The following is a 15,419-nucleotide window of genomic DNA, read 5'->3' as shown; positions in this document are numbered from 1 at the left end:
TGCTATGAAATATTTATGTTTTCTCTTCCTTATTTTGTCATCTTGCCAGATAGCTATGAGCCAAAAAAGTTTTAACCTGAATGTTACACAATCTTTTTCTGAGTATGAAGATGCTTTTGTCTTTGTTTCAGAAAATTATTACAATGGCCCTGAAAAGGGTATTGATAAAGCTAATTTTGTTTTATACAGGGTGGAAAATCCGGTAGCTTTTGCTAAAAAGTATGGGACATATGGTGGTTTTAATTTATCCTCCACTGATAGCCTCCTTCAAACTTTACCAATAACAAAAACCTGGAATGAAGATCTTGTGACAAATAAAAATGAGTATCAGAAAAAGATCGATATTGGAAAACTTAGTGAAGGTATTTATATTCTCGAAGCTTTAAGCTCTGGGCATGTTTCCCATGTGCCGGTGGTCATTTCCAATTATGATTTGGTGGCTTATAGTTATGAAGGTGATTTGTTAGCCTATGTAGCTCATAAAAAAGATGGAAAAATTATAGAAGGTTTTGATCTTTTCATCGAAAGTGAAAATAAATGGCAAAAGCAAAAAACAACAGATGGTAAAGTTTCTCATTTAGAGGTACTTATTGATGCGTATAATATGCCTCTTTTAGCCATAAAAAATAATTCTGTTTGTCTTTCGAGTCACTTCTTCTATAATTATTATAACCAAAATGATAAAGTTACCGCTTATGTTTTTACAGACAGGTCTGCTTACCGGCCAGGGCAGATGGTGAAATTTAAAGGCGTTTTTAGAGAAAAACAGGGTTTTGATTATAAACTCCTTCAGGATTCAATCGAATACTCAATTTCCAGTCCTGAGGGAGGAGAATTATTAAAAAAGAAAGTGAAGCTGGATGAACATGGGACTTTTGCTGATTCCATTTTTATTGAATCTACTATGCCTTTGGGCACTTATTCTATTAATATCCAATCTGGGTCAACTCATTATTATAGGTACAATAATGATTGCGAATTTAGAGTAGAGGAATACAAAAAGCCTGAGTATGAAGTAAAGGTAAATTTTGATAAGGATCAATATATTGCCGGGGATGAAATGAAAGTCAGTGTTAAGGCAGATTATTTCTTTGGAGCTCCTGTGAAAAATGCTGAGGTGAGTTACAAAGTCATTAGAGAGGAACATTATATTCCTTATTATGCTCGATTTGCTTGTGGTTGGTGGTATGATGATTTTCGGGTCAATAATAGTGAAGTAGTTTTTAATGGAAGTGGAAAAATTTCAGAAGAAGGAGCTTTTGAAGTTACAGTCCCTACCGATTCTCCCGAGGGGAAAAATTATAAGTTTAAAGTAATTGCAGAAGTAAAAGATGCCAGTAGAAGAACGATATCAGGGAGTGCCAATGTAAATGTATCTAATACTGCCTTTAATATTTCTGCCAGAAGTGAGCAGTATTATTACAACCCTACTGAAAAAGTGAATATCTGGGTCAGTGCTTACGATCTGAAAGGATTTCCGGTAAAAACAGCATTTACCGCCAGTCTTTATTCCCACAAAAATTACAGTGAACAAAAACACCTGATTGAAAAGAAAAAAGGTGTTACTTCAATTGAAAAGCCTGAAGTGAGCTGCCTGTTCTCGATTGAGGAATCTGGATATTACACTGTTGAAACAAGTGCTACAGATAAGAATGGAAAACTGACCACTAGCACAGCCAGCTTTTATGTTTTTGACTCTGACAGAGATATGAGCTGGTGGAATTCTACTGAAGGCGGGATGGAAATCATCACTGATAAAAAGGTATATAATGCCGGGGATACAGTGAAAGTTGCCATACTTGCTCCTAATGCCGGGAATGCTGTTTATGTCATTCAACAGGATAAATTGAAGGATTATGATGTGCTTAATTTTAATGTTGGAGAGGAGAAAAATACCCTTCAGGAAATTAAGTTTGTATTGGATAACAATGCTTATGGTAAGCAACAAATTGCTGTGTTTTATTCCCTCAACGGGCAATTGTATCAAAAGAAGGCAGATATTTCTGTGATTCCCCAAATGAAATACCTGAATGTGGAAATGACTTTTAATCAGCAGGAATACAGGCCTGGGAAAATGGCTAAGGCACTATTGAAAGTGACGGATGAAAATGGAAATCCAATGCCTAATGCCCAACTCACTTTAAGCACTGCTGATGAAAGTATTTATTCACTTTACCCAGATGCCACAAAAGATATAAGAGAAGTGTTTTATCCTAATCAGAGTTTTAATAACAGCAATATTGGCATTAGCCAAATGAATGAATACAGTTACAGTGAATATTTAGGGAAGGGTATTTTATGGAGAAAGGATAAATTGAATATTGATTTTGAAAGATCCTTTTATCTTTTGGATGGGGCATGGCGGTATATTCAATTGGAAAATTATCGACCAAAGAAAAACTTTAGTTTAAAAGGGTTTGTGGTTGATTTTAATACTGGAAAGCCACTTGCCAATGTGAAAGTGAAAGCTGGAAAAGCTAAAGGAAGCACAGATGAAAATGGTTATTATGAGTTAGTGGCTATTGATTCAAATACTACTGCTATTAAATTTAGTCTAGGGCAAAGAATTAGTATAGTAAAAAATTTATATCCTTTCGACATGATGCTGAATGTGGGAATTGGCAAAAGCAAAAAGGAGATTGAACTGGATAAAGAAAAACTTGCAGAAATAATTCGAACAATTGAAAGTGCTGGAGATATAAGTCCAACATTAGTGAACAATTCATTAAATGGAGAGGACAGGAATTCTAATCTTATGCATTTTTCATTAGGAGGGGCTGAAGAAGATATGTTATTAAATGAGATGGCAGAAGTACCGGCAGCTGCAAGATCTAATGAAGCAATATTAAAAAAGGGGGTAGGAGCTGATAAACCATTCAAGGAAGCTACTATAAGGAAAGATTTCCAGGATGCGATTTACTGGAATCCTGGTCTGGTTACAGATGAAAATGGGGAAGTTGTAGTCAATATCAAATTACCAGATAATTTAACCACCTGGAGAACCACTGCCAAAGTGATCACTCAGGATACCAAAGTGGGCCAGACCATGGCTAAAATTGTGGTGACCAAAGATTTATTAGTGAGAATAGAAACGCCAAGGTTTATCAATCTGGGTGATGAAATGCTGATTGCTACTAATATTCATAATTATCTTTCTAAGGCTAAAAAAGTAAAAGTGGCATTGAAAACGGATGGGATTACAGTAAAAGGTACCGAAAAAATCATTGAGGTCCCTGCCAATGGTGAGGAAAAGATTGATTGGAAAATTAGTACGATTATACCCACTGAAGCCAAACTTACTGTAGAAGCCTTAACTAATGAAGAGTCAGATGCCAAGCAAGTTTCCGTTCCGGTGCATCCATTTGGTTTGGAGGTGGTTACTTCAAGTGCTGCTTTTCTTAGTAACAAAGACCAACATGAATTGAATATAAAAATTCCCCAATCAATTGATCTGGATAATGCTACCATTGAAATAAATGCAGCGCCTTCTGTGGCTGCTGCTTTACTTTCTTCTTTAAATGATCTGATTGGTTATCCTTATGGCTGTGTGGAACAGACCATGAGTCGATTCCAGCCAACCTTGATTGTGGCCAATACGATTAAAACCTTAGGAGGAGATTTTAGTCATACCATTGATCCTACAGAATTACCCAAAATGGTGGAAAAAGGTGTGAAACGACTGAAAGAATTACAGCATCCTGGTGGAGGATGGGGCTGGTGGGAAAATGATGCTACCCATCCTTTCATGACTGCTTATGTGGTAGATGGTCTCCATTATGCAAAGGAAACGGGGTATGAAGTAGATGATAAAATGTATTGGGAAGGAGTAGAGGCCTTGAAAAATCAATTAAGTAAAAATGATATTGAAAATACTACCTATGCCTATGCATTGATGGTGGGAATGAAAGTGGGGATATCTGACCTTTGGCCGACTAAAAAAATGCCTGATTCCGAATTGAATGCGTACCAATATGCCCTTTGGTTACAGGCTGCCCTTCTAGCCAAAGATCATAATCTGGCTGGGAAAATTCAGGGTTATCTGGAAAATTCAGTCAATAAAGAAGGAACCCATCACTATTGGGGAGGTAAGAAGTTTTATTACAATTGGCAGGATGATCAGGTGGAAACCACAGCCCATGTTGTAAAAGCATTGAGTATGGTTAATCCGAATCATGAATTAATTCCCGGAGCTGTATTGTGGCTGATGAGCAAAAGAAAGGGAAATAGCTGGCACAATACCCGCCAGACCGCAATGACAATTTATAGTTTACAGGATATTTTAAAGCAGGAAATTAATCCTGATATTGACTTGGATATTTATGTGAATGACAAGTTGATTGCCAATCTGCAAATGGGAAAAGAGGCTGTTTTTAAAAAGGGAAAAACATTGGTATTAAAAGGAGAAAAACTTCAGGCTTCGTTAAAAAAACAAATGTCCGAGGATGAATTTCCCATTCTTAAAAGTGGCAAAAATATAATTACACTTAAGCAAACCGGAAAGGGAAATACTTATTTCAGTGCAAAGCTGTCCTACTTCCTGGAGAAAGATGATGAAGAATTGCTGGAAGAAGCCAGGCAATCCAATTCTTTTGTTGTGGAGCGGGAGTATTTCAAATTAGTTCCTGAGAGTGATGAAAATGGAAACCTGGTATATAATAAGGTGCCAACCTCTGGAAAAGGGATAAGATCAGGTGATGATATTTTAGTAAAAGTGAAAATTAGGTCAAATACAGCCCAGGAGTATGTTTTGGTGGAGGACCCGATTCCTGCAGGTTGTGAATTTATCAGGGACGAAGACGGATACAATATTAAAGGAGAGGAATTGGAAAACAAGAGCAAGAGTGGATACTACAGATGGTCTCATTGGTACACTCATAGTGAATTTAGAGATAATCGATACGCACTCACCATTACCAATTTGAACAAGGGAGAATATGAATATTCCTACATGCTAAAAGCACAAATTCCTGGGAAATTCAATGTGGCCCCGGCAGTAGTACAATTGATGTATTATCCTGAGAAAAGAGGCTTTTCTGATTTTGAGGAAATTTATATTGGACAGTAATATGAGGAAAAAAACCACCAAACCTGTAAAAGTTGGTGGTTTTTTTTGATTAAACGAAATACTCAATTATGTGAATAATTTCTTTCCACTAAAATTGGGGTAATAGCATTGAGCGATAATAATTTTTCTGTTACACTTCCTAACAAAAAAGCATCCCAGCTGGAGTGCCCTTTCGCTCCAATTATGACCAAACCCGGTTTGTTTTCGAGGATAAAGTCATTGATGTATTTTACAGTTCTCCCACTTGTATTAGCCAGAAATTTTACTTTTATTCCAGCATTTTCAAATCCCTGTTTTTCAAGATATTCCCTAAATGAGGACTTTTTGAAATTTAGCACATTTTTAACCATTTCCTCATAGTTTACATTTATTTCATAGTTACTAAACAAAGGAACATCATAAACATGAACTACGGTGATTTCACTGTCTGCCAACTTTCTGTTTAAGGTTAATCCGGTTTTTAAAGCATGGTCTGAATTCCCGGAAAAATCGAAGGGAACGATCATGTTTTTTATAGGAAGCTCCTGGCCTTCCGGAACAAACAAAATGGAACAATCGGCTTCTCTGGCTAATTTGTTGGCTGTAATTCCACTTCCATCTGATAATTTTTTATGGCCAACAATAATCAGATCGGTATGTTTAACTTTAGAAAGATGCAGTAATTCTTTTAGCGGTGTACCTTCTTTAATTTCCACTTTTATGGAAACACGGGTATGGTTATGAAAATGTTGCTTTACAACTTTTTGGATATCAATTTTTAATTGCTCATCCTTTGGAATAAGGACTCCGGTATCTTCTCTTTGCTGGTGGTTCAGGTAATCCGGAACTTCCAGATCCCGATCAATGTGCACAAAATAGACCTTTTCTGGTGACACCAATTCACTGATGTAATTTGCGAAGGATATAACCTCACGGTCAAAATAGGTATTATCCAATGCCACCATGATTCTTTTAAAATTAGGCATAGTTGTATCTGTTTGGTTAAGTTAAAGATCATGGAGTAGCATAAATAACAGTTGGACCTTTAAAAAGAGCATATTGGGAATAGTAAAAAATTGACTAGTCCCTTAGACAAAACCGCTATTAATTACTCTTAATAAATTTAATAAAAAATATCATAATTATTAAATGATAATTGTCATTTTTGCCCATGATTATTATCAAAGATCATAATGGTAATGAATTATGTTTTGATTTTTGCCTTAATCAGGAAGGTTTATTCCAAAGATAAAAAAAATTGGAGGTGAATTATATTATGGATCATAATAAGCAAAAGGGAAATATATGGAAAATTTTTAAGGATTTCAGATTCTGGATTTTACTATATTTTTTCCTTCGGTTAATTGGAATTACAAACCCTCCATTGGAAATTACTCACAATTGGCGTGAAAGTATAGGCACAATGGTTGCCAGAAATTTTTTAGAAATAGATGCTAATATTCTTTACCCCAGACTGGATTTTAACGGAAATAAAGAGGGAATTGTCGGGATGGAATTTCCAATCTACAATTACCTGATTTTTTTGTGGTCAAAAATTTTTGGGTATTCCCATTTTGCAGGCAGGTTCATCAATCTGGTGGTCTCAAGTTTAGGGATTTTTTATTTTTTCCGTATTATCAGAATTTATATCAATCAAAAAACAGCCTTTTTTTCCGGGATTATTTTACTAAACTCTGTTTGGTTTTATTATTCCCGAAAAATTATTCCAGAAACATTTGCGGCCTCCTTGGTCATTATTGGTCTATATTTTGGTCTAAAATATTTCTATAAAAATGGAAATATTTTTAGTTTCGGGTTATTTACTTTGTTGGCTACTCTTGGGGTACTATCAAAAATTTCAGCCATTTGTTTACTTGGAGTTTGTATAATTCCTTTTTTGGATAAAAAAGTGAATAGAAGGAAAAAAATCACAATGGTTTTTGGTGGGTTTATTTTGTCCAGTCTGGTAGGATGGTGGTATTTTTACTGGAATCCCTATCTTACTGAAACATATGCATTTTCCCATTTTTTTATGGGTGTTCCAATTACACAGGCTATTTCCGATCTGGTCGATAATTTAGGATTATTCTTCAAACGGTTTTATGATACGGCCCTGAAATATATTGGCTTTTTTTCATTCTTATTCGGACTGTTTTGGTGTTTTTATAAAAAGGAAAAACTTTTAATTTATATATATATTTCTGTTTCAATATTCCTTTTGCCCATAATTCTAAAAACAGGATACAACTTTGCCTTTCACGAATATTATATTATTCCCTTTGTTCCGGTAATGGCTCTTATGGCAGGGTATGGTTTGTCATCCATTCCACGGAAAAAGGTGAGTGTAATTATTTTGTTTTTCATTGCTTTAGAGGGAATTATCAACCAACAGCATCAGTTTTTAATTAAATCTGAAATGGCAAAACTGGAGCTTTTGGAAACTAAATTGGATGATTGGGGAACTCGGGGAGATTTGGTGGCTATTAATTGTGGGTATTACCCAACTCCGCTTTATATGGCACATCGCAAAGGTTGGATTACTTCCAATAATCATTTAAAATCCAAGGACTATTTACTGCGTTTGAAAGGTGAGGGGTGCAGGTTCTTTATTATTCTAAAAAAATCTTTTGGTACAGAGGTAGAACAACTACCAATGGAAAAAGTTTATTCTGATGAACATTTCACTATTTACAATAATTCCTTTCTGGAATAAGGCACATCTTATAAATTCTAGTAAATGAAAAATTTCAACCTGTTTTAAATATAAAATTTGATGTTTGTTTTATGTTAATTCATGGGATTTCTTTTGGTAGCATCTTTAACGAAATAATAAAAAAATCTGGACATAATATCTGTTTAAATTAACTTAATCATTTGTACATTTGCAGGATGAAGAACATTAGGAATTTTTGTATTATCGCCCATATCGATCATGGGAAAAGTACACTGGCAGACCGGTTATTGGAGACTACGCAAACTGTAAGTCAAAGGGAAATGCAGGCCCAGTTACTTGATAATATGGATTTGGAAAGGGAAAGGGGCATTACTATTAAGAGTCATGCCATCCAGATGAACTATGAGTATGAAGGGGAGGTTTTTACTTTAAACCTGATTGATACCCCTGGTCATGTGGATTTTTCTTATGAAGTTTCCAGGGCAATTGCGGCTTGTGAAGGAGCATTGTTAATTGTGGATGCCGCGCAAGGAATTGAAGCCCAAACCATTTCCAATTTATACCTGGCCATTGATCAGGATTTGGAAATAATCCCTGTAATGAACAAAATAGATTTGCCTAGCGCAATGCCAGAGGAAGTTTCCGATCAGATAGTGGATCTTATTGGTTGTGACAAGGACGATATCATCCGGGCGAGTGCAAAAGAGGGAATTGGAATTAAGGAAATACTGAATGCAATAGTACAAAGAATTCCCGCTCCTGAAGGCAACCCTGAGGAACCCTTACAAGCCCTGATTTTTGATTCTGTTTTTAATCCTTATCGGGGAGTTGAAGTTTACTTCCGTGTATTGAATGGCAAAATTAATAAAGGGGACAAGGTGAAATTTGTGGCTACCCGAAAAACATATGATGCGGATGAAATCGGGGTTTTGAAGTTGAAACAACAACCTTTAGAAACGATTTCTACGGGAAATGTGGGTTACCTGATTTCAGGAATTAAAGTAGCCAAGGAGGTAAAAGTAGGGGATACAATTACTCATGTAGAAAAACCATGTAAAGAAGCCATTAAAGGTTTTGAGGATGTAAAACCAATGGTATTTGCGGGGATCTATCCTGTGGACAGTACTGAGTTTGAAGAATTGAGAAGTTCCATGGAAAAGCTTCAGTTAAATGATGCATCGCTGGTTTGGGAACCTGAAACATCTGCTGCATTGGGCTTTGGTTTTAGATGTGGATTCCTTGGAATGTTACACATGGAAATTGTACAGGAAAGGCTGGAAAGAGAATTTGATATGACAGTCGTTACTACGGTTCCTTCTGTACAATATCAGGCATTTACGACCAAAAAGGAAAAAATCATAGTAAATGCTCCATCGGAAATGCCCGCCTCCAATCTATTGGATTATGTGGAGGAACCCTTTATTGCTGCTTCAATTATTACTAAAGCGGATTTTGTGGGGCCCGTGATATCCTTGTGTATGGATAAAAGAGGGCTTTTAAAAAACCAAGTTTACCTTACTGCAGACAGGGTAGAACTGAAATTTGATATGCCATTGGCTGAAATTGTTTTTGACTTTTACGATAAGTTAAAAACGATTTCCAGAGGGTATGCCTCATTTGATTATGAATTGACTGGTTTCCAGACTTCAAAACTGGTAAAACTTGATATAATGCTAAATGGGGAAGTAGTGGATGCCTTATCTGCAATTGTACACCGGGATAAAGCTTATGATTGGGGAAAACGAATTTGTGAAAAACTGAAAGAGCTGATTCCTAGACAACAGTTTGAAATTGCCATCCAGGCAGCTATTAGTACCAAAGTAATTGCCAGAGAAACTGTGAAAGCCTTGCGGAAAAACGTATTGGCGAAATGTTACGGTGGTGATATTACCCGGAAAAGGAAACTTCTGGAGAAACAGAAAAAGGGTAAAAAACGAATGAAACAGGTGGGAAGTGTTGAAATACCTCAAGAGGCATTTATGGCGGTGCTAAAATTGGATTAAAGAAAAAGCACAAGAGCGTGTTTAAATTTTAACTGTTTCGCTGCAAACGTCCATTTATGAAACCTCACTTCAAAAGAAAATTTCCAAATAGCGCTGCTATTCGAAAATTTTCTTTTTTTCGTGAGAACCCAAAACTGGACGTTTTCGCTTGAAAACCTAAATTTTAAACACGCTCTAACAGGTAAATAAAGCCAAAGTAGTATTAGCCCCGAATATTGAAAATTAATAAAAAGCATGGGTTCCACACTAAACTACTTCAATGCAGGATGAAACATTTTTAGCTAATCAATTACTAAAAACTCATTTTATGATAATGCTATAATAAGCAAGACCACCTTCAAAATTAGTGTGGGAAAGATTACCAGATATTGGTGTTTTTTTTCAAGTCCTAAGTGGGAAAATATTGTAAATACCTTCCTTACTTGCTCAGAAAATCTTTTTGAAGGCAAGATTTTTTTGTCTATTTTTCATCGACTGGAAAAATAGACAAAAGCTAACTCATCATACTTTGTTTATATTTTAGTATTGAAGTTTTGGGTGAAAAGTCATTAATACAATCAAAAAAGTTGCGAAAGCTTCCAAAGATAAGTTTTAGCAACTTTTATAATTTTTCAATATTCTACCCTATTACTACTTTGGCTTTACTGCTTTAAGAACCCTGTTTTGATTAGGATTTTTTTCCTGGTTTAAATCTCCTTTTAAGGGTTTGGCTTTTTGGGGCTCATTATTTTTTTCCTCTTCTTCTCCAGGTACTTCAACCTCCCGTTTCCTGCTGACTATAATTGCTTTTTCCGGCCTCTCATTAAACCTGAGCCTAAAATCCTTTAATCTGGTATCAGGTTCGAGCAATTCATGCATAGGGATAAATTTTCCTTCAGCAGATTTATTAAAAGAAATATTTTCCAGCCTGCTTGAATCACCAAAAGTCATGAGCATTTTTCCACAATCTACTTTATTCATCCCGACTGTAATTGTATCTGCCTCAAGCATAAAATAGAGCGTTTGGCAATTGCCGTTTACATCCAGCATCGAAAGGTCAGATTTGTTGAAATATGCAATCATATTTCGTCCCTTTATCTGGTTGTAATTTTCCAGAGTGTCTTTTTGAATAATAAATGACTGTGATGTCAGATGTAGAGAATCAATATTATTATTCGATAAAAAAGCCTTAATATTTTCCGCCTTAATTTGATTTTGAGCACTCCACATGATTGGGTCCTGGAACAGAGTAATTGTGGAATCATTATAATCATAAACTAGGGAATCGCAAGTGCCTTGCATTTGCCCTGTAAGTAATTTTACACCATAGTAAGCATGAAGCTGCCTGATATTATTGATGGTATCATTAATAGTTAAAATGGTATCTGCAGCCAGAAAAAGGGTGTCTTCCTCCCCAAAGGGTCTTTTCATGAGGGCGTATTTTTCATCTCCTCCAAAAATTTTCGACCATCCTGATTGCTCCTTATAAATTAACTGATCTCCATAGGCAGTGGCAAATTCCTTTTTACTGTAAAGCTCTACATCTCCTTTTACAATATTCTGATCACTATCCCTGTCACTGAACATATGCTGTCCTTTAAGGATGTAATCCTCTGAATCAGCTGTGGCATTTTCTTCAAAAGTGGTGACGGTGGTTTCTGTATTATACTTTCCCTTTCCTGCATTTAAAACACCTTCCTTACTGGTAATTTTTGTGGCGGCATGGAAGAAGGCATCTTTTGTTTCCGTATAATAAGTTAAAGTATCTGTTTCCAGGGTCCTGGCATTTTGGGTATCATCCAAAACCACATCACCTTTGAAGGCAATAGATTGATTAGCAGATCGGTAATAACCTTTTTTACTGGTGAGCACATTTCCATTATCCTGTACTTTTCCTCCCACCAGGTAATATCCGCTACTTACATTTAAATCGTAAAAAAGTTGGGAAGTAGTTAAGGTTGTTGTACTATCTACCAGTACCACATTACTTCTAAATTCTGCCACATTGGTAGTATTATTATATAGAAGAGTATCTGCGGAAATCACTGCACCACTCGCTTCCTCAATTACCACTTTACCATAGGCATTTACAGATTTTGTTTCAGGGTTTTGGATAGCCACATCACAATAGAGGTAGGAGCTATCTCTTTTAAAAACTACTCTTGGTGTGTTTTTGCCCGATTTTATGTACCGCAGCCCATTTTTTACTTCCAGGTTTTCCGCCTTAATGAGTTCTATTTGCCCTTCTCCAACTTTTTGTTGGGAAAAAGACAAGTTTGCCATTCCAAATAATAAAAATATTAAAAGATAATACTTCATATACTTATTAATATACACCCAATCTCCTCTATGGTTCCCAGGTCTGATTAAGTTTTTCAAATATAAACCTAAATCTGCTGTGCGGTTTTAATTTAACAAAATTTAAAATGAGACAATGGAGGATTGTAATATGTCAAAAAAATAAACACTTAACTTTGTCCTTGTTTTAAATTCAGCCAAAGTTATAATAATGATCGAACGATTTAAAAATTTTATTCAATCAGAGAATTTATTCCAGTCAGAAGATAAAGTTTTGTTGGCTGTAAGTGGAGGGATTGATTCCATGGTTTTGGTTGATTTGTTTAACCAATTGGATGTCTCATTTGGAATCGCACACTGTAATTTTCAACTCAGAGGAGCAGATTCTGATGGAGATGAGCAATTAGTTAAAGAAACAGCAGAAGACTTATTGGTGCCCTTTTATTCTGTAAAATTTGAAACAGAGGTATACTTAAAAGAAAAAAACATTTCCCTGCAAATGGCTGCAAGGGAGTTGAGGTATGAGTGGTTTATTGACCTCATGCAAAAGGAAAATTATAAATTTCTGGCGACTGCCCACCATTGTAATGACGGACTGGAAACTGTTTTATTAAATCTTACCAGAGGAACCGGGATTGAAGGAATGCATGGGATTTTACCAAAATCAAATCACCTGATCAGGCCCTTATTATTTGCTTCCCGGGAAGAAATTAAGGCATATGCAGAGGAGAATGATATTGAATGGCGGGAAGATAGCTCCAACGTTTCTGTGAAATATAAAAGGAATAGGATCAGGCATAAAGTAATGCCGGAACTGAAAAAAATAAATCCCTCACTTGAAGTTTCTTTTCAGGAAACCCTAAAAAAAATGAGTGGGGTAGAAGCGGTCTTTTTTAAGGCAATTGAAAACTGGAAAAATGAAGTATGTGAAAAAAAAGGAGATGAAATATGGATTTCTTTAGGTAAATTAAAATCAGACCCTGACTTAACTATCAAGTTATATTACCTCTTGAAAAACTACAGTTTTAATTTCAGGCAAATTACTCAAATTGAAAAATTAATTCATGAAAAGGCTGGGAAATTTATTTCCTCCATCACACATCAGATTATCAGGGATAGGAAGTATTTTATACTTGCGAAGAAAAAGGAAGTGAATAGTTTTGAAAAATTGATTTCTGAAAATTCCATTGAAATTTCCATTCCCGGGTATGAACTTAGCCTTACCCGATCAGATAAATCTGAAAACACCAGTTTTTCAAAGGATAAATTTTTAGCCCAATTTGATGCAGAATTACTTGCCTTCCCTTTAAAGATTCGCTATTGGAAATCAGGGGATTATTTTTATCCACTGGGTATGAAAAACAGGAAAAAATTAAGTGATTTCCTGATTGATATAAAAATGCCCATACACCGGAAAAATGAAGTGATGGTTATCGAATCGGAAGGAAAAATCATCTGGGTTCTAGGAGAGAGAATGGATAATCGTTTTAAAATTACCGAAGAGACAAAACAGATAACCCAAATCAGGTTAAAGCCCGTTTCCTAATTTTAGCCCTTTATGTATATTGGGATACAAATCGCAATAAAAATAAATCGAAGAAATCAGGTATTTTTAGATAATTGATTAGATTTAGAGCCTGATCAACCAGGTGATTTCCAATACATTAATTTTTTACCTATTACTTTATATGTTCAATCCTTTAAAAAAGACATATTCCTATACAGACAAACTTCTATTCAGGTTTTTGCAAAAAAATTTCCTGTTTGAAAGCCTTGAAGAAAGAGAATTGGCTGAGTTTCTGCCATTTATGCATTTAAGAACTTACAAACGTAATGAGGTGATTTTTTTTAGAAATGACCCGGCTCAGGCTTTATACATCATTAAATCTGGTGAAGTAACATTGAATCTGGATATTGAAGATAAGTTTGAGGATTTGACCACCCTGGGTGTAGCTGAATCCTTTGGGGATAACGCTTTAATTGAAGGGAGTTTAAGAATTAATAATGCTGTCTGTAGTTCAGATACAGCTGATATTTATGTGATCGCCACCAATAATATACTGGAAATTTTCGACAGCCATATCATCATTAGAGCCAAAATGATGACTGCCATGGTGGAGTTTTACAATAAGTTTAATCTTAATCTTTTCAGGGCCTATCAGGAGTCTTTTGGTTTCTTTGATTTGGGTAGGGCCTACAGAAATATCTAACCTAGTCTTTTTATAATTTCCAAACAAGCCCTTCCATTGTGATAAGGGCATTTCCAGGGGCCTGCTTTATCTTCCTCCAGATAAGGTTTTCCTGCTTTATTTACCCGAAAATGCCATTCTCCATTGGATTGATCAATGATCTTATTACTAATGAATTCCCAGGTTTGCGTGGCCAAATTCAAATAAGATTTATCCTTCGAAATTTGATATGCATTGATATATCCAACTACTGCCTCAGTCTGAGGCCACCAGTGTTTGTCTGTATCTAAATGTCCGGTTCCATCCAGTTCATTAAATAACCCATGGTCCTCATCCAATCCTTCCGCGATGTTTTTATCCGTCATTTTTAAAGCAATTTGTTTAACCTCTTTGAGAATTTTTTCATTTCCAAGGGATTCGGCAGCCTCATGTAATAACCAACTGCCTTCAATGTCATGACCAAAAGAAATCGTATCAGATTTTAAGTTCCAGAATTCATCAAAAAATAACTGAAAGTGCATGGAATCCTGGTTCAGGATTTTACTAAGGAATAAATCAATGAGATTTTCCAGCTTAATTTTCAAATTACTGTCATCCCAAACCTGATGAAGCGTTGTATAAGCTTCCAGAATATGAAGATGCGTATTCATAGTCTTCTTCTCATTGGCATCTTTGTCGCTTAATCTTAAGTCTTCTAATAAATTCCAGTTTTTGTCAAAAGCTTCCAGGTATCCATTCTGAATGGGATCGAAGCTATATTTTTCAATCAATCCAAATAATTCCTGAGCTAAATAGAGCGCTTCGTCTTCCTGAGTTGCATTGTAATATGCGGACAGTGCATAAATGGAAAAAGCCTGGGCATAGATTTGTTTTTTTGTATCGATAGGGTTTCCCATATAATCCAGGTTCCAGAAAACTCCCCCCTTTTTCCGATCAATAAAATGTTTTAATAAGTAATCATAGGCGCGCTGGGCAGTGGCAAAATACGCTTCATCCTGCAAAATATTGTAAGCCTCCGAAAAAGTCCAAAGAATTCTGGTATTAAGGATTATTGCCTTTGGTGCTTCTTTAATCAATTCATTTTCACCTGTGATTCTTCCATAAAATCCACCATTTTCAAAGTCAGTCATTTTATCCATCCAGTAAGGCAGGATTTTTTCAGTTAATTCGGTTTTAGCTTGAGTTAGCAGGCTTTCCATTTATGGATTATAATTTTTTAGACAAAATTCATT

8 protein-coding genes are annotated in these 15,419 nt (G+C 35.6%); 5 read left to right on the top strand and 3 right to left on the bottom strand.

The annotated features are described in order from the left end of the window. The first annotated feature begins 55 nt into the window (after positions 1-55). Positions 56-5,065 (top strand): alpha-2-macroglobulin family protein, encoded by a 5,010-nt coding sequence (locus A3EM_RS0123450; RefSeq protein WP_020530697.1) that lies wholly within the window; start codon positions 56-58, stop codon positions 5,063-5,065. A gap of 62 nt (positions 5,066-5,127) precedes the next feature. Here the strand turns inward: A3EM_RS0123450 and A3EM_RS0123445 are convergent, their stop codons facing one another. Next, positions 5,128-6,030, bottom strand: a complete 903-nt coding sequence (locus tag A3EM_RS0123445; protein WP_020530696.1) for a universal stress protein — start codon at positions 6,028-6,030, stop codon at positions 5,128-5,130. 278 nt (positions 6,031-6,308) lie between these two features. Here A3EM_RS0123445 and A3EM_RS0123440 point away from each other — a divergent pair, with 278 nt between their 5' ends. After that, positions 6,309-7,757: an ArnT family glycosyltransferase gene (locus A3EM_RS0123440; RefSeq protein ID WP_157638049.1), complete on the top strand. Its 1,449-nt coding sequence runs from the start codon at positions 6,309-6,311 to the stop codon at positions 7,755-7,757. Between the two features lie 176 nt (positions 7,758-7,933). After that, on the top strand, positions 7,934-9,721 hold the full coding sequence (lepA, locus tag A3EM_RS0123435) for a translation elongation factor 4 (protein WP_020530694.1): 1,788 nt from the start codon (positions 7,934-7,936) through the stop codon (positions 9,719-9,721). Between the two features lie 630 nt (positions 9,722-10,351). On the opposite strand, the gene A3EM_RS0123425 is transcribed toward lepA, so the two are convergent. Further along, positions 10,352-11,983 (bottom strand): OstA-like protein, encoded by a 1,632-nt coding sequence (locus tag A3EM_RS0123425; RefSeq protein WP_169513399.1) that lies wholly within the window; start codon positions 11,981-11,983, stop codon positions 10,352-10,354. 226 nt (positions 11,984-12,209) lie between these two features. On the opposite strand from A3EM_RS0123425, the gene tilS reads away from it, so the two are divergent. Further along, on the top strand, positions 12,210-13,544 hold the full coding sequence (tilS, locus tag A3EM_RS0123420; protein ID WP_020530691.1) for a tRNA lysidine(34) synthetase TilS: 1,335 nt from the start codon (positions 12,210-12,212) through the stop codon (positions 13,542-13,544). 142 nt (positions 13,545-13,686) lie between these two features. Beyond that, positions 13,687-14,208, top strand: a complete 522-nt coding sequence (locus A3EM_RS0123415) for a cyclic nucleotide-binding domain-containing protein (RefSeq protein WP_020530690.1) — start codon at positions 13,687-13,689, stop codon at positions 14,206-14,208. Here the strand turns inward: A3EM_RS0123415 and A3EM_RS0123410 are convergent. After that, complete coding sequence (locus A3EM_RS0123410; protein ID WP_020530689.1) at positions 14,205-15,386, bottom strand: AGE family epimerase/isomerase; 1,182 nt, start codon at positions 15,384-15,386, stop codon at positions 14,205-14,207. The genes A3EM_RS0123415 and A3EM_RS0123410 overlap by 4 nt on opposite strands. Between the last annotated feature and the right edge of the window lie 33 nt (positions 15,387-15,419).

This window comes from Flexithrix dorotheae DSM 6795 (assembly GCF_000379765.1).
Classification (GTDB): Bacteria; Bacteroidota; Bacteroidia; order Cytophagales; family Flammeovirgaceae; genus Flexithrix; species Flexithrix dorotheae.
Note: the sequence above shows the minus strand (reverse complement) of the source record. Positions and strands in the feature narration are given on the sequence as shown.